The sequence below is a fragment of the Sphaerospermopsis sp. FACHB-1194 genome (assembly GCF_014696235.1).
Classification (GTDB): Bacteria; Cyanobacteriota; Cyanobacteriia; order Cyanobacteriales; family Nostocaceae; genus Sphaerospermopsis; species Sphaerospermopsis kisseleviana.
Genome location: NZ_JACJPU010000049.1, coordinates 20939 through 41138, shown reverse-complemented (window position 1 = coordinate 41138; position 20200 = coordinate 20939). Strand labels below are relative to the sequence as shown.

Below are 20200 nucleotides of genomic sequence, written 5' to 3'. Positions count from 1 at the left end.
CCCAGTCCCCAGTCCCCAGTCCCCAGTCCCCAGTCACCAGTCCCCAGTCCCCAGTCACCAGTCCCCAGTCCCCAGTCCCCAGTCCCCAGTCCCCAGTCCCCAGTCCCCAGTCCCCAGTCCCCAGTCCCCAGTCCCCAGTCCCTGCTTTTCTTGACTAATATATAGACTATGTTTTTTTCTGTAATAGCTTGTCAGCGATGAAAATAAATTCCACTGTAGTTCTGACGTTGATTTTGTTAACCCTAATGCTGGGAGCAGGTTCTGTGAGCGCATTTTTGGGTTTTTCGATGGGAAGTTCTGCTCTCAAAGGTGTTTCGTCACCAGATGGTCGCCCCACTAGCAAATTTGCCAGCAATAGGAATAATAACGCCGAATCGGACAGAGTAAATTTATTAAAAGAGGAAGATATTATCAAAGCTGTAAAAGCGCGAATGCAAGATAATAAAACTGATAATAAGGCACAAAAACGAGAGGAAGAAGAAGAAATCACAGCCAAAAAATCTGAGGCTGCCCAAAAGCGCGAAGAAGTAGCAGAAGAAAAACTAGAACCAGGATTTCCAGTTGTGGCTGAGAGCGAAGGCGTAACAATGTCTGTACAATCGGTTCGTTATTCTGGTGGTGATTTAATACTAAGAGTCAAAATGCAGAATCAAGCTAATGATACTGTTAGATTCTTGTATAGTTTTTTAGATGTTACTGATGATAAAGGCAGAACTTTGAGCGCCATTACAGAGGGATTGCCCGCCGAATTACCAGGTAAAGGTCCAACCTTTACAGGTACAATCAGCATTCCTACAGCTTTACTAGATGATGTGAGCAGTGTATCACTGGCGTTAACAGATTATCCCGCCCAAAAACTGAAATTACAGGTATCCGATATTCCTGTGGAAAAATAAAAATGCTATTATTAGCGTTTTAGTATGACAATAATGTTGACGGACTTTTAGATTTTCGCCTTTGGATTTTGAACCCAATATTCAAAATTTCCAATTGAATAACAAACCCCTGACTGTAGGTATGTTTAAACTTTGCCCAATATGGGGTCAATCTAAAATCTAAAATCTAAAATCTAAAATCTAAAATCCAAAATCTAAAATCTAAAATCCAAAATTCTTTAACATAACCTTGAGAGGTGAGTGCTTTTTCTCAGTTAATTTGGACAGATATAGGGTTTAAATTGTTGTCAGTGCTACTGCTGATAGCAATTAATGCCTTTTTCGTTACCGCAGAATTTTCAATGGTGACAGTGCGGCGAACTCGTATCCATCAGCTAGTTCAAGCTGGTGATATACCTGCGATCGCTGTAGAAATGTTACAACGTAGTATTGACAGGTTGTTATCTACTGCCCAATTAGGTATTACCCTTTCTAGTTTGGCATTAGGTTGGATTGGAGAAAGTAGCATTGTCGTCATAGTAAACGCATGGTTACAGTCCTGGCCTTTACCGGGGAATTTGAGTAATTTTCTGGCTCATTCTCTATCAATTCCCATTACCTTTTTCTTACTTGCCTATTTACAAATAGTTTTAGGGGAATTATTTCCTAAATCAGTGGCTATGTTGTATTCCGAACAACTGGCCAGGTTTTTAGGTCCTTCTGTGAAAGCTATAGTCCGATTTTTCAGTCCGGTAATTTGGATTCTCAACCAATCAACCCGTTACCTGTTAAAATTATTTGGCATTGAATACACAGGTCAAAGTTGGAGACCTCCAGTTACACCTGAAGAATTACAATTAATTATATCAACAGAACGGGAATCAACAGGTTTAGAATTAGCAGAAAGAGAACTGTTAAATAATGTTTTTGAGTTTGGAGAAATTACCGCCCAAGATGTAATGATTCCCCGGACAAGCATTATTACTTTACCAGAAGATGCTACTTTTCAAACATTATTACAAGAAATGACATCTACTGGACATTCTCTCTATCCCATCATTGGTGAATCTTTAGACGACATTCGCGGTATTGTTTATTTTCAAGATTTAGCAACACCGTTATCCCAGGGGAAAATGACCTTAGAAACACAAATTTACCCTTGGATTCGTCCCCCCCGGTTTGTCCCAGAACAGACACTTCTGAGCGAATTATTGCCCATGATGCAGCAAGAAAAACCGGCGATGGTGATCGTGGTTGATGAATTTGGCGCTACCGTGGGAATAGTGACAATTCAAGATGTAATTGCTGAAATTATTGGTAATGCAGGTGAACCAACAGTTACTGATGATTTGCTGGTGCAAATGTCAGAAAAACAAACATTTTTAGTGCAAGCACAGATAAATCTAGAAGAACTAAATGAAGTTTTACATATTAATTTACCCTTAGCAAGAGAATATCAAACTTTGGGAGGTTTTGTACTTTATCAGTTGCAAAGAATACCCGCCAAAGGGGAAATATTCAACTATGAGAATCTAGAATTTACTATAGTCTCAGTTAGCGGACCACGCTTGCACCAAATCGAAATTAGAATATTATAGCAGGAGTCAGGAGTCTTAGGGGCGAAGCATTCGGGGGAGCAATTAAGCTGTTGTGTATTTAATTTGTATAAGTGGAACAGGCATCTTGCCTGTTAAATAAGAGTTCAGAATATTCAGAATATTAGGATTATACAATTTAGCTGTGTAACAGCTTATCAATTTTATGAACAGCCTATTTTCCTGTAAGGGCGAAGCATTCGGGGGAACAATTATCAATTTTATGAACAGCCTATTTTCCTGTAAGGGCGAAGCATTCAGGGGAACAATTATCAATTTTATGAACAGCCTATTTTCCTGTAAGGGCGAAGCATTCAGGGGAACAATTATCAATTTTATGAACAGCCTATTTTCCTGTAAGGGCGAAGCATTCAGGGGAGCAATTATCAATTTTATGAACAGCCTATTTTCCGAATGCTTCGCCCCTACGCCCGTACAGGAGTCGGGAGTCGATAGTAAAACCCTTTTGTAGTCAGAGTTTCATGATTATTTGGGGTTTGCTGAATAAACCTAAAACCTTGATATATCAAAGGTTAGAGGCTGATAAACAGAAAAAAAGTGCAAGGGTTTTGAAGGGTATACCGGAAAAAGTGTGCATTTTTTGGGATTTCAAGAGATGGCAAAGAAATTTTCAAATCTCCTCCTGACTCCTGACTCCTGACTCCTGACTCCTATGCCCTCACGGAAAGACTTTCTCAGCAACCCCTATTTGCTCTTTTAAATACTCTTCTTAGTTGTGTAAAGTTTGCCACCCAGTACCTTGATAACCATAATCAAATATTTCTGGGTGCAATATTTCTGCCAATATTTCCACAGAATCAACTAAACGCGGTCCAGGTCGGTTAAAATAAGCATTACCATCAGTGATGAAAACTCTGCCAGTTTTAACAGCGTGCAGTTTTTCCCACTCTGGACGCTGAGTTAATAATTTCGCTTCTTGTTGAGTCCGTTGTAAATTAAAGCCGCGGGGCATAAAAATAATTACATCGGGGTTAGTAGCAACCAAGGTTTCCCAGTTGATGAGAGCAGAAGGTTTACCCGTAACACTAAACAAGGTTTGTCCACCTGCCAAATTAACTAACTCAGGTATCCAATTTGCAGCCGTCATCACCGGATCAGTCCACTCGATACAAGCAACTGTAGGCATTTCTGCTACAGACAGTCCTTGAACTTTTCGGTTACAAATTTTAACTCTGGCTTCTAAATTTTCAAGTATTTTTACTGAATCTACTCCAAAGGTTTGACCTATTCTCTCAATGTCACCCCACACATCCCGCAGTGTGTTAGGCTGTAAAGAGATAATCTGTGGTGAACTGTGGGTAAGTTGGGTGACAGCTTTCTCTACTTCTGGTAAACTGACTGCTGAGACATCACATTGAGCTTGAGTAAGAATATGGGTAGGTTGCAATTTCTCTAAAACATCTAATTTGATGTTGTAAATACTCAAAGCAGATTGTACTATTTTGTTGACTTGATCATGAATGCTATTGCTAGGAGCTTTACCATTTAACCGTGCTTGTGTGCAAACTGGAAGATGGGAAATTTCTGGGGGATAATCACATTCATGCGATCGCCCAACTATAGCATTTTGCAAACCCAGAGTAGCAGCAATTTCCGTCGCACTAGGAATTAAAGAAACAATTTTTATATCTGTATCTATCATAAGTATTACCTCCTGGGGATAGGAGTTACAGGAGTACAGGAGTTACAGGAGTAGGGGTTTAGCACTGCTAAACCCTTACAGCAGTCAGTAGTCAAGAATAAAAAACGGTTTCAATTTTTTTTACACTTGTTGCTACTTTTATTTTTGCATACTTCCAGAAATAAGATATCTATCTTGAGGATGTTAGCATTTTTATTTAGCGCCCATTTGCGACAATCAGGAAAGGCGATGAAAAGGCGCACAGGTATATACAGGTATATAAAGTTTGAGTAAATTTTGCTTGTTCTTATCTAGAACACCGATTCATTAATCTTAAGGGCGTATAGCATTCGGACAGAATATGAACTAGTTTCAGCGATAGGTATCACCCGAATGCTTCGCCCCTACAAAGTTTTGCTCTGGCTTTTCATCAATTATTTTTTCCTCTAGTGAGAAATCCGGGATAGCTAAAGTCGGTTAAAACCGAATATTTTTTATTGGGTTTATATGGATGAGAAATTGATTTTTGGGTTGCATTATTACGCATATCCTATGATTAATTCCCAAATATTCAATTGACCCACATCTGGAGGTGAATTATCAATAACTTGTAATTGCCAATTGCCCCTAGCAGAGATGGAAAGTAATTGTTTAAGGACAGGATGCGATCGCACACTATAAGTCCTTTCTAACTGAGTTTGTTTTCCCAATGTCCGACTTTGTAACAACACTTGTTGATTATTAGGAGAAATTAAATAAATTTCTAAATCTCCTAAAAATTCATGAGTAATATTCACCGTTACTTGAATATCTGCAACAGTGACATTTTCATTCACAGTAATTATACTCCTAATTCCCCTTTTATCATTATCAGGAATTGCCACTATATTTTTATTCTCACCTTGTAGTTGTTTGTTAACACTTGATGTCACTTTACTCAACTGTTGCGCTACACGTACAGATTTAGCAGCATTAACTTTACCATAACCAAACCAAATACAATGACCATTACTATCATAAGTTCCACCCCGCAAACCTAATTGTGGGTCAGGTTCTGGATCAACAATTTTATCAGTGGTTTCTTGTAAAATACGGTTAACTTGTTGAGCCGTTAAATCAGGATTAACTGATAAAATTAAAGCTGCTATTCCAGCGACTACAGGAGTTGCACTAGAAGTACCACCAAAATTATTAGTAAAATTTCCAGGATTATAACCAGCTGCTCCGAGTTGATCTGTAGTAAACATTCCCAAACCAAGAAGAGAAGTATTTATGGTTGGTTGTGTGTAAACAAAACCAGTTTCTTGAAACCACATTCCTGGAGGAGCATTATTACTAGGAGCGCAAACAGAAATATTTTCACCCCAATTACTATAAGCTGCTTTTTTATTTAAACTCGTAGACGCAGAAACCGCAATTACATCTGGATGAACTGCAAAACCACTTAACCAAGCTGTTTTACCTTGTAAAATATTCTTTGGCCAATTTTGCTCATTGATAGTGCCATCAATGGGACGATTAGCATTACCAGCGGCAAAAACAATTACACATCCTTTACCATTTCTTCCTTGAGTAGCAGCGCGGGTAATAGCCGCCTTTTGACGCAAAGATAAAGGAAAATAAACAGCAGAAGCTCCCCAACTACAAGAAATTACACTAGCACCGTGATTAATTGCCCAATTAAATATATCTTCAATAGATTCATCATCTAAATATCCCGTGGTGCGAATTGGCATTAAAGCACAACCAGGAGCAACACCAACAATTCCTTGACCATTTTCTTCGGCTACAGCTATTCCTGCACAAGCAGTACCGTGACTGGTTTCTTGTTCTCCAGGTAAAGGTAAAAAATCATTTTCTTTCAAATCTCTAGGAGCAATAACTTTACCCAAACCTTGAAAATCTGGATGATTTAAATCAAAAGAATCATCCACAACTGCAACCACCACAGAACGCACACCGCGAGTAATATCCCAAGCTTGTTCTACAGAAATATGAGAACCTATTCCTAACTGATTACCGCTATTATGGTTAAGATACCATTGCTGAGAATAGAGAGAATCACTAGGTTTATAATGTGGTTCTTGTTGAATAAAAATATTTGGTTCGGCAGCTAAAACTTCTGGAAGTGCTTGCAATTGGTTGGTAATTTTAATGGGATTTTCTGTGGCTTGTTTGCTAACAAGAAAAATAAATGTATTAGGTAGCCCTGGAACTGATTGATTTTCCATTAAGCTATATGTGGCAGCTATAGTATTAATTTTGGCAGAGTCCACCCAAGTCGCAAATTGAATTGTGATTTGGTCACTTAAATAAACATAAGTACCTGGATTATCTTTAAACTTGTAAACATGACTGGCAAAAGCTACCTTTTCATCAGCCCTTGCTTGGGACATGGCCGCGTCTAACCGGCTAGGTTCAACGGTGAATACTTCTAATTTGGCTCTGGGGATAGTGCGCCGCCAAATGCCCCAAGAAACCTGAGATAATTGTTCAGGAGAAAGTTTAGCTGTCGGACGGATGGTAAAGCGTTCCCAAACTTTTTCTAAAATCAATTCTTCTCCACCACGTTGTAAAACAACTCCTTGGCTGCTTGTGGGTACACCTGTAGTTTGAGAATTAGAGGAATTAAAGCGATCGCTCATCATGGAATACTTGACTGAATATGCAGGGTTACAGGAACTCTATTCAACTGATGTCCAGTCTACATCAGAGAAAGTTGTGATCTAATTTTGCTGTATCTCAAGCACAAACCGAGTTAAGATACCCAAAGTTTCCATAAATTTTTTATAGACTTGTTACAGTATTTGACCCCATGAACCTTACTGCTACTTCTTTATCACTTATTGCAATTCTTAGTCTGCTATCACCTGTACAGGCTCAGTTAATACAGCTACCCGATAACCAAGCACAACCTATTGATGGTAATGAACCTAATACCCTGCGTCCCAACAGCCAAAATAATAGCTTGTTAAGTATGGCAGGTGGCGATCGCCTGATGAAAGAGGCAGAACAAGCTGTTTCCGGTCAAAACTACACCCTAGCTGCTAAAAAACTCCAAGAAGCACGCCAACTTTATAATCAGCTATCTAATTTTTACCAAGATTTAAATGCCAGTTTCTCCGGTATTGACATCAGAGTATCTGATTCTCAACGCAAAAAAGCCCTGGAAACTGCCCAAAAACGCGACGAAGCAACCTATCAATTAGCACTAGTACATCGAGCTTTAAATCAGCCAGAATTAGCAGTACCATTATTGATTCAAATTATTAAGAGTCAAAACCCCACACGGGAATTAGGTAAAAAAGCTTATCAACAACTGTTTGAATTAGGTTTTGTTGATACCGCTTATCCCAGAAAATAGTTGATAGTTAATAGTTGATAGTTGATTGTGTTATCAACTTCCCCTGCTCCCCTGCCTCTTAACTGTCACCTGTCACCTGTCACCTGTCACCTATTCCCTGATAATAATAGAGAAGTAAGTTTTTTTCAGGAATTGGGATGATTACTCCACAGCAAGTTGAGGACATGATTAAGGCAGAACTGCCAGATGCACAAGTTGAGGTGCAAGACTTAACAGGTGGTGGGGATCACTATCAGGTGACTGTCGTTTCATCACAGTTTGCAGGTAAGGGACTTGTACAACAACACCAGATGGTTTATGGTGCGTTGAAGCAAGCGATGTCAACTGAAGCGATTCATGCCTTGGCTTTGAAAACATCTACTCCCGAAGCTTGACTAATTTTAGATTTTAGATTTTAGATTTTAGATTTTAGATTTTAGATTTTGGATTTTGGATTTTGGATTTTGGATTTTGGATTGAATAAATTACATGAAAATGAAAAAATTGCAATCTAATCAAAATCTATAAATCAATCTAATAAATCAATCTAATAAATCAATCTAATAAATGAATCTAAAATTGAATGAACCTTGGAATTTTGAATCTCCGCAAAAAGGAACTAACAACAATGACACCGGAAGTTAAAGAAAAAATTGATAACTTGATCAACAACAATAAAATCATGGTTTTCATGAAGGGAACTAAATTAATGCCCCAATGTGGTTTTTCTAACAATGCGGTGCAGATTTTCAATGCTTTGGGCGTTCCCTTTGAGACTTTTGATGTGCTTTCTGATTATGAAGTCCGTCAAGGCATTAAAGAATATTCTGAGTGGCCAACAATTCCCCAAATTTACATTAATGGTGAATTTTTAGGCGGTTCTGATATTTTGTATGAAATGTATCAACAAGGTAAATTACAGGAAAAAGTAGAAGTAGCACTAGCTTCATAAATTGGTGACTGTGGACTGGGAAGATAGATGGGGAGATGGGGATATCTCACAAGGGTAGGTATTTTACATTGTCGTGAGGGCAAGACAAGGATGACTTGGAAGGACAGTGAACAAGGGAGGAAAACCGTACAAAATCAGATTCTCTTGGTCACCAGAACAGTCCGTCAAAATACCATTGTGCGTATTAAATCTTCCTTGTCTACTTTCCCTCCGTGTCTTCCAGGTCTTCCCTTCACAGATAATATATATAAGATTTGCGTAAATTGGGGGAGAGTATATTTCCGTATAATTGCCAAAGCTGTAAGGAAATCGGAAGTAAATTTTCAAATTGCTGCTTGCCTTGTAAACAATGGTTTGTAAGCTATTGGTAGCTTTACTTTTATAGGTATCATATTACAGTATTTCCCAGTGATTTTTTATATTCTCAAGTTCATCAACGGATTATATGAATTCTGCACAAGAACTCAAATCAGAAATTGCTGCCATGCCTAGCTGGTTACGCCGTTCTATTGGTAAAGCCAGTGAAATTTCGACGGTACAACGTATTATTAAGCAGCGTCAAATTCATACTATTTGTGAAGAAGGCCGCTGTCCCAACCGGGGGGAATGCTACGCCCAAAAAACGGCAACTTTTTTACTCATGGGTCCGACTTGCACTAGGTCTTGTGCTTTTTGTCAAGTAGATAAAGGTCACGCACCAATGCCCGTAGACGAGGAAGAACCGCAAAAGGTAGCAGAATCTGTACATTTGTTAGGATTGAGCTATGTGGTACTGACTGCTGTTGCCCGTGATGATTTAGCTGATGGGGGTGCAGGTCATTTTGTCAAGACTATGGCAACAATTCGCCAAATGAACCCAGCAACGCAAATTGAGGTTCTCACACCAGATTTTTGGGGTGGTGCGGGTGTGGGTGAAACTGGTCAAAAGCACAGGATAGCTATGATTGTGAATGCTCAACCGGCTTGTTATAATCATAATGTGGAGACGGTTCGCAGGTTAACAGGTCCGGTGCGACGAGGTGCAAAATACGATCGCTCTCTGGCAGTGTTAGCAACAGTGAAAGAAATTGATGCCAGTATACCCACTAAGTCCGGTTTAATGTTGGGACATGGGGAAACTAAGGAAGAAATAATTGAAACAATGGCGGATCTGCGGGCTGTGGGTTGCGATCGCATCACACTCGGTCAATACATGCGCCCTTCTTTGGAACATCTCCCAGTACAAAAATATTGGACACCAGCAGAATTTGATGAACTGGGGAAAATAGCCCAGGACATGGGCTTTAGTCATGTTCGTTCTGGTCCTCTGGTGCGGAGTTCTTATCATGCTGGTGATTGGTAATTGGTAATTGGTAATTGGTAATTGGTAATTGGTAATTGGTAATTCAATTTTGGATTTTGGATTTTGGATTTTGTTCACTCCAATCTAAAATCTAAAATCTAAAATCTAAAATTTTCTTCCCCAGTCCCCAGTCCCCAGTCCCCAGTCACCAGTCCCCAGTCACCACTCACCAGTCCCCAGTCCCCAGTCACCAGTCCCCAGTCACCACTCACCAGTCCGCAGTCACCAGTCCCCAGTCACCAGTCACCAGTCCCCAGTCACCAGTCCCCAGTCCGCAGTCCCCAGTCACCAGTCCCCAGTCCGCAGTCACCAGTCACCAGTCACCAGTCACCAGTCCCCAGTCACCAGTCACCAGTCCCCAGTCACCAGTCCCCAGTCACCAGTCCCCAGTCCCCAGTCACCAGTCCCCAGTCACCAGTCCCCAGTCACCAGTCCCCAGTCACCAGTCACCAGTCCCCAGTCCCCACACAAATATTTTTAAAGTTTCTGGAAAATTGGCGCTTATGTTTGCTATTTGTGGAAAAGTGATTAAATCAGGAGAACCAAATTTATGACTTCCAAAGGAAAAGCTGCTAAACCTTCTTACGTTTTCCGTGCCAGTTGGGCGTTGCTACTGTTGGCGATCAACTTCTTGGTGGCAGCTTATTATTTTCAGATCATTGAATAATTAGCTTTCAGCTTTCAGCTTTCAGCTTTTAGCGATCAACTTTCTTGCCATTAAGTTGATGCTAAATACTGACGGCTGAAGGCTGATTTTTTATACTAATTGGAAAGATGAATTTGAACAATTAAAAGATGAAATGTTGATATATCAAGACTTTCACAATCCAAAATCCAAAATCCACAATCTAAAATGGTATTAGATTGTGCCTTTAAATAAACCTTTGGGACGGATGAGCAGCACCAAAATCATGATTAAGAGAGCTACACCTTGTTTATACTGAGAACCTAGCCAAGGGATGCTGACTTCCTGAACAATACCAATGATAAAAGCAGCAGCGATCGCACCGTAGGGGTTGCCAATACCACCCAAAATCACAGAGGCAAACAAGGGCAAAATCAGAAACCAGCCCATATTCGGACGTACAGCGGTAATCAAACCGTACATACTACCGCCTAAAGAAGTAAAAGTACCTGCAATTATCCAAGTCCAAAGAATTACTCTATCAACGTTAATACCAGATACTCTAGCTAAGTCTAAATCATCGGCTACTGCTCGCATAGCTTTACCGATTTTAGTGTTTTGTAATATGTAGTGAAGAAACAAAATCGCCAGCACAGCTAACCCTAGTACCAATAATTGATTTTGCGGTATCCGTAATTCCCCAAATTCTAAAGCAGGGATGACAGGGAGATTATAGTTTTGGTTTTTACCACCCCAAATAAAAATAATGCCGTTGCGGAGAAATAAGGCCAGTCCGATAGAAATGATGATCAGTGTGGTGGAAGTAGCACGAACTGACCGCATTTTTGACCACAGCAATTTTTCTGTCAGTAACATTACTGCGACTGTTCCCGATGCTGCTAAAATCATTGATAGCCAAATGTTTACACCCAAGGCATTGGCTACCAAAGTCAAATAAGCTCCCAAGGTAAGAAAATCACCATGAGCAAAGTTTGATAATCGTAAAATTCCATAGGTCAGCGTTAGTCCTACTGCTCCTAGAGCAATAATACTGCCCACCGCAATGCCGTTAATGATTAATTGAGCTAGTTGTGTATCCATTGTTTTAAGTTTCTGTGAAGAAAATAAAATAAATGTGTAATGTGATTCAATAACAGTTGCATTAGGCGTTACAATAGATACTATCAGTTATAATTTACAATTAAAAGATATTTCTACGTTAATATACATAAAATCCAGTTCATAATTTCCTGCCAAGGTTAGTTTCTTTGGCTGTCTAGTAAACCATGCAGCAGTCTTCAAACTTACCAGAACAAAACTCCCAGATCGATGGAACATCAAAACTTTTGCACACAATCCAGCAACGGCGGGATAATTTTTGGTTGCAAAACAGCTTAAATCATTTGCAGAGTCGTTTAAATGATTGTCTGCTGGCTGCTAATATGATGCAGTCCACAGGGACAGAAGCAGAAATTTATCAAACAGTAGTCAACGAACTGGAAAAAGCTTTAAATGGGCGTTGGGTGGCGATCGCTCAATTTCCAGCAGATGAAATAGTGGGTAAGATTTGTTATGTTTCTAGTTCTTCCTCCCTGAGAACACCAATCATAGAAATAATATCCCAACCTGGAACAAAGCTGGACTTGAGGTTAAACGCTACCATCAGACTGGAAGATTTGCAGCAAATGGAGAAACAAAAACCTGGCAGTGCTTGGCGTTTAGTTGATGATGATAACGGTATGATGGCATGGCTAATTATTGCCACATCAAAGTCTAACGTGAATGGTGTTTCAATTAAACCATCCTTAACTCCCCTGCGATCGCAATTCATTAAAAGAACAATTCAGCATTGTCATACAGCCTTAACACAACTAAAGCAAATGCAATTTTGGCAAGAAAGATGTAAACAATTAGCTAATTATAATCAAGATTAGAACGCACCAATCAACTTAAAAATCAATTTCTCGCCAATACCAGTCACGAAATCCGCACACTTTTAAGTTCTATAATTGGATTTACTCATCTACTTTTAGCACAAGGTTACGAACCAGACAGACAACGCCATCAAGAATATTTACACATTATTCAATCGAGTGGTAAACATTTACTAGACTTGATTAACGATATTTTGGATCTTTCCAAAATAGAAGCCAACGAGCTAGAAATACAATGGGAAATAATTGATGTACCATCATTATGTAGCAATGTTTTAGCTTTAGTGAAAGAAAAAGCTGCTAATAAAGGTTTGAAATTACGTTTAGAAATTAACGATGATGTAACAACTTTATTAGCTGATCCTTTGCGACTCAAGCAAATGCTCTTGAATTTATTATTTAATGCAGTCAAATTTACCAATTCAGGTAGTGTAGGTTTAAAGGTAGCTACACAAGATTTATCTTTAAGATTTACAGTTTGGGATACTGGAATTGGTATTTCCAAAGAATATCAATCTTTACTATTTCGTCCTTATAGCCAAATTATGAACCCCGGTTCTAGAAACAACGAAGGTACTGGTTTAGGGTTGGTAGTGACACAACAACTGGCTCAAATTCATGGTGGTTCTTTAGAGTTAGAATCGGAAGTAAATAAAGGTTCTGCTTTTACTATTATCTTACCACTTAAACCCACAGGAAAAGTTTTGGAAGCAATCGAAGTCAAAGCAGAAAAAGATTTAGAATTAAGTCAAGTAACGAGTAATTCTTCTGCTTCTCAGTTTTCTTCTCATATTCCCATCAGTGCATCAAGAGAAATTTTATTAGTAGAAGATGATTTTGCCAATTCTGAATTAATACGAATTTATTTAAGTATATTAAGTTATCAAGTGACTTGTGTTAAGAATGCACAGGAAATGTGGATGACTCTCCCACAGATACAACCAGCAGTAATTTTAATGGATGTGAATTTACCAGATAGCAACGGTTTGAGTTTAGTGGAACAACTGCGAAAACATCCCCAATATCAGCATATTCCGATAATTGCCCAAACAGCAATGGCTATGAAAGGAGATAAAGAAACTTGTTTAGCTGCTGGTGTTGATGATTATATTTCCAAACCCATAGATTTACAAGTTTTAGGTAGTATGGTAGCAAAATATTGTCAAGGATTTAACAATGGACAATTGATAATTGACAATTGATAATGAGGTTAATTGGGTTTAAAGTCTCTAGTTTTCAAGAGCAAGAAAATTAACGAAGGCAGAAGGCAGGAGGCTGAATACTTAGGGGTTGCTGAGAAAGTCTTTCCGTGAGGGCATAGGAGTCAGGAGTCAGGAGTCAGGAGTCAGGAGGAGATTTGAAAATTTCTTTGCCATCTCTTGAAATCCCAAAAAATGCACACTTTTTCCGGTATACCCTTCAAAACCCTTGCACTAATTTCTGTGTTTATCAGCCTCTAACCTTTGATATATCAAGGTTTTAGGTTTATTCAGCAAACCCTACTTACTAAAAACCTTTCCTTGCTTTCTATCCTCTACCCTTGAGCAAGATGTAACTTTCCATTGTCAATTATCAATTATCAATTGATCACTGATGGTTTTCTTCTTTCTTGCTGACGGAGAATGACGGCTGAATGTTTACTTGAAACCTTGAATAAAACAATTATCAATTATCAATTGATAACTATGAGATTTCAGCTTGATGGTTGACTCTGTTAATAATTATTTTTCGCAATTCATCAGCTATTAAAATTAACGGTGGACAAAACAATAACATCAACAAATAAGATGGTTTTAAAGGTGCAGTCGAGAAGACATTTTGCAAAGTAGGAGAATAAATAATTGATAGAATCAATATCCATTCCACCGCAATTCCTGCCCAAATTAAACGGTTAGTAAAAAAGCCCAAACGCAAAATAGAAAACCGTTCCGAACGACAGGCAAAAACGTTACCATCTTGACAAGCGACAATTACAGCTAAAGTCATTGTCGTAGCTTGGTGATAAATCGCCATTGTTGCTGCATTTGCGGAGTGAGATAAAATACTAGGGCTAAGTGCCTGTAATTGGGGAAGATTATAACCATTTGTCCACCAAACAAAGAAAAATCCTGCCATACCTGCTAAACCTTCCAGCAGACCTAAAAAGCAGTAAGCACGCAGTAATAAAGGTAAATCTAACAGTGCTTGGGATTTTTTCCGGGGTGGTAACTCCATTGAACCAGTTTCCGGTTTTTCTGCCCCTAATGCTAGTGCGGGTAACATATCTGTACCTAAGTCAATGGCTAATATCTGCAAAATTACTAGTGCTGGCGGTATTTTCAGAAACACCATTGCTAGGAAAGGTAAAAACTCCGCCATGTTGGAAGCGAGAATGTAAGTCATGAACTTGCGGATATTTTGATACACCGCCCGACCCTGTTCAATGGCAGAGACGATAGTGGCAAAGTTATCATCTATCAGCACAATGTCCGCAGCTTCACGGGCAACATCTGTACCACTAATTCCCATTGCTATGCCGATATTCGCAGCGCGTAAAGCCGGGGCATCGTTGACACCATCACCAGTGACAGCGACGACATGACCAAGGGTTTTATAGGCTTCAACTAACCTGAGTTTCTGTTCTGGTATGACTCTGGCAAATACTAACCCGGTTTTGTGCTTGTGGATGATTTGCCGTAATTGCGTATCAGAAAGATGTCCTAATTGTTCACCAGTGATAATTCTGGGTTTACCGTTAGCTAAACCAATACGTTGGGCGATCGCTGCTGCTGTTAAACCATAATCACCTGTAATCATAGTAACTTGAATGCCGGCACGATGACAAAGGGCGATCGCATCCGCAACTTCTGGACGTGGTGGATCAATCATCGCCACCAACCCCAAAAAAGTCAAATCCTGTTCTAACAAATTATTATCTAGCTGATTTAATTCCCCCCCACCTTGCCTTGTCGCCACCCCTAAAACACGATAACCTTGACTAGCCAATTGATCATTAGCCGCCACAACTTCCTCGCGCTGAGTTTCCGTTAATTCCAGCTTTTCCCCCGAATGCCATAAATACCGCGAATGCTGCAACACATCCAAAGGCGCACCCTTGGTAAAAATCACATACTCGCAATTTTCAACATTATCTAACCCTAAATTACCTGATAATAAAACCGTCATCATGCGGCGGTGAGAATCAAAAGGAATCTCCCGAACCCTGGGCGATCGCTGTTGCAACTCCTCCAACTTCAACCCCGCCTTAATTGCCGCCACCAATAACGCCGCTTCCGTAGGATCACCCACAGCTTGCCATTGATTGGAATTGGGGGGATGATTTAACCGCGCATTAGAACAAAGCGCCGCACCAGTCAACATTAACCGCACCTGAGACTGATTTTCACCAGAGGTAATTTCTACTTCTCCCTTGGGTTCATAACCCACCCCAGTCACATTAATATTAGTATTAGGAATCCACAATTGGCGGACAGTCATTTCATTTTTAGTCAAAGTCCCAGTTTTATCAGTGCAAATAACAGTCGTTGCACTCAGAGTTTCCACCGCAGACAAACGCCGCACCAAAGCATTCTTAGTAGCCATGCGTCTGACACCAATGGCTAAAGCTAAACTCACAGTAGGTAGTAAACCTTCGGGAACAAACGCCACAATAATACCAATGGCAAAAATGAAACTTTCTTTCAGTTGCATTCCCACCAGCAACTTAGTTAATAAAAATATCACCACCCCCATACTCAAAGCAATGATAGTAATGATGTGAACCACCCTAGAAATCTGCACCTCTAAAGTGCTGGCTTCCCGCTTCACATTTGCCGTAAGATGGGCGACTTGACCAAATTCTGTATGTGTCCCTGTTGCATATACTACCGCCAGTCCCCGACCAGCAGCAACCGTAGAACCTGCAAATACTAAATTACTCGCTTCCGAAGCATGGATATTTGCGGCGGTGACAGGTTCGCTAATGCGGGGAACAGGCAAAGATTCCCCTGTAAGTACGGAAGCATCTACATATAAAGATTGACTTTCAATCAGTCTGGCATCAGCGGAGATTTTATCACCTTCTTCTAACTGCATGACATCGCCGCTAACTAATTCACGGGCAGCAATTACAGATAATTTTCCATCACGATAAACTTTAGCTTGGGAAGGTAAGATTTTTTTCAGTGCTGATAAAGCTTTTTCCGCTTGATATTCCTGCCAAAAACTAAAAATAGCATTAATCCAAATTACTGCCCAAATTGCCCAACCTAATTCCGGTGTTTGGGAAATAAAAGCTAATATTCCCGCTACCCACAACAGCAACGCCATAAAATGGGTTAATTGGTCAGTGAAACGGAGTATTAAAGGGCGGGTTTGGGGTTCAGGAAGTTCGTTATAACCAAATTGTTTTAATCTTAAATTTGCTTCTGCCTCGCTGATACCTTGAGGAGTTGTTGTTAGTGTCTTGTAGACATCTGTAGGTGTCAGCGTCCAAATATGAAAGTTGGAATTCATACTTTTGGTATCAATCCGGCTTTGATATCTTAGATGCTGAGTTTATACCTGTTCATCTGTCAAAGGTATTATCTGAATCAGGATGTCTGGTTACTGAGCGAAGTCGAAGTACAGGATTAAAGGATTTACAGGATTTTAGTTTGTGGTCAAAGATCCCCGACTTCTAAAAATAATTAATTGCATGAATAAAAAGATAAATGATATTTTTTCTCTGCGTCCTCTGCGTCTCTGTGGTTCGTTTAAAAATAGCAAAAATAATTGAACGCAGATGAACGCAGATAAACGCAGATAAAGATGGACAATCGAAAATCAAAACACGATAATTTCAAACAACATCCTGGACATCCTGATTCAGACAATTAATTATGATGCTTCACTGGTAAGAAAATAGATTTATTGCTTGAGTCTAGCTTACTCAAATTTGATAAGTAATCGAACGTGCATCAAGATCAACAACTACCTTTCCCCCATGATTTTTCTCTACTTGTCTCCAAACATCATAACCCATGAAAATCGCCTTCTCCCAATCTCCCAATGAACAACGAGAAACTTCTAAATGAGATGTCATATTTTTAATAGTCTTCAATAGTTGATAATCTAAAGTTGAAACACCTTCTAAAAAACCGTGATCTTTAGCATAGCTGAATACAAGTGCTGATATACCTTCCTCAATAGCTACTGCACGACCTCCGTCTTCAACTTCGTCAATAAGAGGATTACTTTTGCGCTTACGTTTTAGAATGCTACGAGTAACTACAGACCAACCTAAAATAGCAGCATAAGCAAAATGAAAAACATCATGGAAGCGATACCCATCACTTTGATAAGAATTATCAGTGAGATCATTTCCTATCTGTTCCTGGTTGATAAATGCTTTCATTTTCACGGAATTATCTTTGCTGACTTCTGTAATTTCTACTTCAAATTGTCGTGGCAATCTTTCAGTTTCTGGGAAGTCATTATCAAAAATGTATATGGTATTTGGCTCATCTATTGGTGATGAATTTCTCCATCCCCAACGGTCATTACACTTTCTCAAATTATTGTTTGCTATTTCTTCTAAATTTAGGTTAAATTTACTGGCTATATTGGAAATATACCAAAGCATATCTCCCAATTCTTCTGCAATTCCTTCTTTAAATAATTTGTGTGCATCACCATCGCGTAAATGTTTTTTATATTCTGTCATCAAAGAACCAACTTCACCAACTAACCCTAATAGCGGTATGATTAATTCACTACCTTCAACAGCAGGAATTTGATCTGTATTCAATGCTTGTGTTTGATATTCAGAAAAATTCATGATGCAATTTCTCCTATTTCAAAATAGTTGTTGATTTTTATAGAGATAAAATACAAATCTGAGTAATACTTAAAAAGTGTCACCATGAAAATTTGAAATTTAGCTTTGTTGATAGGGAAAAATAATTGGCTCTAGATTATTTCTAAGACCTCTCGGATGATGTGGAAATCCTTTCTTTGTTAGCTCTAGACAATAAATAGGTTGTTTACGAGAAATTAGACTTAGCACTTCCTTATCACGATTTTTAATTCTGGTATGCTTATTTGCACCACTACCCCAAGCTAAAATAATTAAGTCAGCGCGTTGTGTTGCTAATTCAATATAGTAGTTATTTTTCGGTCCCACAGGGTCATCTACTTGGCGAAGTTCATAGGGTTTTGTAGCACGATAAGCGAATAAATTAACCAGTTCAAGAGAACCGTATTTCTTCCAAGACCGGGTAAAGTTAATACACCTAGTCAGTGTGGGATCACCTTCATTTTCATCAGCCTTACTTGGGTTAAGCATTATAAAGGTAACTTGTGGCAAAGTTTCATCCCATTTACGTCCTAATAAATAGCGATACTTTTTAGTAATATCAATCTCGGCATATCCTTTTATTTCCATGTGTGTTACCCTGAATTACTCCTGATTTATAAATAGTAGAATATATCAAAAAAGACACAACTGTTGAGATTTTTGCAACTCTGTATTTTTCAAAGCTTTTGATTTTTTATTCTGCGTTTCTTGCGTATATTTTTTATGCAATTTTGATACATTATCTGATATTTCGGATGCCGTTTTTACCAAAGAATCTAACTCTAAAGATAATTGCTGAGAATTATCTTGCAAATTAGGAATTTCTAATGGTGGTAATCTCTGTGCTAAAGTTTCCTGAACTTGATCATTAATACACCATTTAGGTGGATAAAAATAATCAATTGGCTGAGGAGTTGCAGTGAATTTTGCTTTGATCTTTTTACGATTACTTTTTAAATCAGGAAATGCGGCTCGACAGTATTTGTCAGTTTCACAAAAAAGATTTTGACAGTCTATGGCTTGTAGAGGACGACCCCAAAGCGATTGGAAATTTAATCCCAATCGTTGAAATTCATTTTCTTGATTTTCGGTCATCCAATAAATTACATCAGCATAACTTTTTCCTTGAGTATCAATAAAACATTTATTAATACCTCGTTCTGCGCCCGGTCCTGCTATAGTAAAACTGTTTTCATCAAAGTTAATAACTTCACTATAATTAATATCTGTCGCTAATTGGTAAGCCATAAACTTACCTAACAATGGATAAGATGCAAGAATATGGAAAATTTCTTCTAAATTTTTAGCTTTGACTATAGGATTAATCACCCTATCTTGGCAAACCATTTTATCAATTAATGCCAAATGATTTTGGTGTTTTTTATCATAACCAAACTCTTTACTAGCACAAGACATATAAGCACTGGTATAAATCACATATCCAAGATCCATAGCTTCTTGTAATATGTTTGAATATACGTCTAAATCAAAATTAGACAGTGTAATATAATTTCCTATTTTGCTTTCTAAATATTCCCAAGTTTCTATTTTATTGAAAATTTTAAATAGCAAAATCCTGAATAACACTTCTTCTTCATTTTTGCTCCTATTTTCATCATAAATTACATTTTTGATCAGATATTGAGAAACCCGATCACTTACTCGATAAGCATTACAAAATTTATAAGTATTAAGAATAGGATCGCTCGTCCAAGGTGGTGGAACATTTTTAAGTTTGTTAAAAAATACTTCCTGACGCATAGCAGCAAATCGCCAATAGGTATCAAAAATTTCTTGTCTTACTTGCATAAACTATTCTCCTTGCTTATCGTCATCAATATCAATCCTTCATCAATTATGGAATAACACAGTGAAGTTAAACCCAAAATTAATATTATCAAACTTTTCCTTGGGTTGCGCTTCCGCTTAACTCAACCTATCATTTTTTAACTTAACTTTATGCAAAGACACTAAAAAACACTTTGCGTATTTTCGCTTACCCTACGGGATTTATTAAGAGAGATTGCGCGAGACTATTTCAAACTAAGCACCTTCAGTAATATCAAGAATAATTAAA

General features: G+C 38.6%; 14 protein-coding genes and 1 pseudogene. 8 read left to right on the top strand and 7 right to left on the bottom strand.

Annotation, left to right across the window (positions count from 1 at the left end):
• The first annotated feature begins 197 nt into the window (after positions 1 to 197).
• Together H6F45_RS21910 and H6F45_RS21905 are read left to right on the top strand one after the other, a co-directional pair.
• Positions 198 to 896, top strand: coding sequence for a hypothetical protein (locus H6F45_RS21910; protein ID WP_096565695.1), 699 nt, complete (start codon positions 198 to 200; stop codon positions 894 to 896).
• 236 nt (positions 897 to 1132) lie between these two features.
• Positions 1133 to 2473, top strand: coding sequence for a CNNM domain-containing protein (locus H6F45_RS21905; RefSeq protein WP_190348370.1), 1341 nt, complete (start codon positions 1133 to 1135; stop codon positions 2471 to 2473).
• 727 nt (positions 2474 to 3200) lie between these two features.
• Here H6F45_RS21905 and H6F45_RS21900 read toward each other — a convergent pair.
• Both H6F45_RS21900 and H6F45_RS21895 read right to left on the bottom strand, forming a co-directional pair.
• Entirely contained in the window at positions 3201 to 4133 is a 933-nt protein-coding gene (locus H6F45_RS21900) for a cobalamin-binding protein (RefSeq protein ID WP_096565689.1), read from the bottom strand.
• A gap of 518 nt (positions 4134 to 4651) precedes the next feature.
• Positions 4652 to 6757 (bottom strand): S8 family serine peptidase, encoded by a 2106-nt coding sequence (locus H6F45_RS21895; protein ID WP_190348374.1) that lies wholly within the window; start codon positions 6755 to 6757, stop codon positions 4652 to 4654.
• 170 nt (positions 6758 to 6927) lie between these two features.
• On the opposite strand from H6F45_RS21895, the gene H6F45_RS21890 reads away from it, so the two are divergent.
• The 5 genes from H6F45_RS21890 to psaX all read left to right on the top strand — a co-directional run bounded on the left by H6F45_RS21890 (position 6928) and on the right by psaX (position 10416).
• Entirely contained in the window at positions 6928 to 7476 is a 549-nt protein-coding gene (locus H6F45_RS21890) for a hypothetical protein (RefSeq protein ID WP_096565685.1), read from the top strand.
• A gap of 137 nt (positions 7477 to 7613) precedes the next feature.
• Entirely contained in the window at positions 7614 to 7850 is a 237-nt protein-coding gene (locus tag H6F45_RS21885) for a BolA family transcriptional regulator (protein WP_137669034.1), read from the top strand.
• Between the two features lie 233 nt (positions 7851 to 8083).
• Positions 8084 to 8407: a Grx4 family monothiol glutaredoxin gene (gene grxD / locus H6F45_RS21880; protein ID WP_190348373.1), complete on the top strand. Its 324-nt coding sequence runs from the start codon at positions 8084 to 8086 to the stop codon at positions 8405 to 8407.
• Between the two features lie 445 nt (positions 8408 to 8852).
• Positions 8853 to 9749, top strand: coding sequence for a lipoyl synthase (gene lipA / locus H6F45_RS21875; RefSeq protein ID WP_096565679.1), 897 nt, complete (start codon positions 8853 to 8855; stop codon positions 9747 to 9749).
• A 550-nt stretch (positions 9750 to 10299) separates the two neighbouring features.
• Entirely contained in the window at positions 10300 to 10416 is a 117-nt protein-coding gene (gene psaX, locus H6F45_RS21870) for a photosystem I protein PsaX (protein WP_096565677.1), read from the top strand.
• 192 nt (positions 10417 to 10608) lie between these two features.
• On the opposite strand, the gene H6F45_RS21865 is transcribed toward psaX, so the two are convergent.
• Positions 10609 to 11475 carry a branched-chain amino acid ABC transporter permease gene (locus H6F45_RS21865; protein WP_096565675.1) on the bottom strand — a complete coding sequence of 289 codons (867 nt, stop codon included), beginning with the start codon at positions 11473 to 11475 and terminating at the stop codon, positions 10609 to 10611.
• Between the two features lie 185 nt (positions 11476 to 11660).
• Here H6F45_RS21865 and hrmK point away from each other — a divergent pair.
• Positions 11661 to 13510 (top strand): annotated as a pseudogene (gene hrmK / locus H6F45_RS21860) (hybrid histidine kinase/response regulator HrmK).
• A gap of 481 nt (positions 13511 to 13991) precedes the next feature.
• On the opposite strand, the gene H6F45_RS21855 reads toward hrmK, so the two are convergent.
• The 4 genes from H6F45_RS21855 to H6F45_RS21840 form a co-directional block, all read right to left on the bottom strand.
• Positions 13992 to 16802: a cation-transporting P-type ATPase gene (locus tag H6F45_RS21855; RefSeq protein WP_190348369.1), complete on the bottom strand. Its 2811-nt coding sequence runs from the start codon at positions 16800 to 16802 to the stop codon at positions 13992 to 13994.
• Positions 16803 to 17217: 415 nt separating this feature from the next.
• Positions 17218 to 18105: a nucleoside triphosphate pyrophosphohydrolase family protein gene (locus H6F45_RS21850; protein WP_187041263.1), complete on the bottom strand. Its 888-nt coding sequence runs from the start codon at positions 18103 to 18105 to the stop codon at positions 17218 to 17220.
• 99 nt (positions 18106 to 18204) lie between these two features.
• Positions 18205 to 18711, bottom strand: coding sequence for a DUF1643 domain-containing protein (locus H6F45_RS21845; RefSeq protein ID WP_187041262.1), 507 nt, complete (start codon positions 18709 to 18711; stop codon positions 18205 to 18207).
• 45 nt (positions 18712 to 18756) lie between these two features.
• Positions 18757 to 19932: a nucleotide kinase domain-containing protein gene (locus H6F45_RS21840; protein ID WP_187041261.1), complete on the bottom strand. Its 1176-nt coding sequence runs from the start codon at positions 19930 to 19932 to the stop codon at positions 18757 to 18759.
• Positions 19933 to 20200 lie beyond the last annotated feature (268 nt).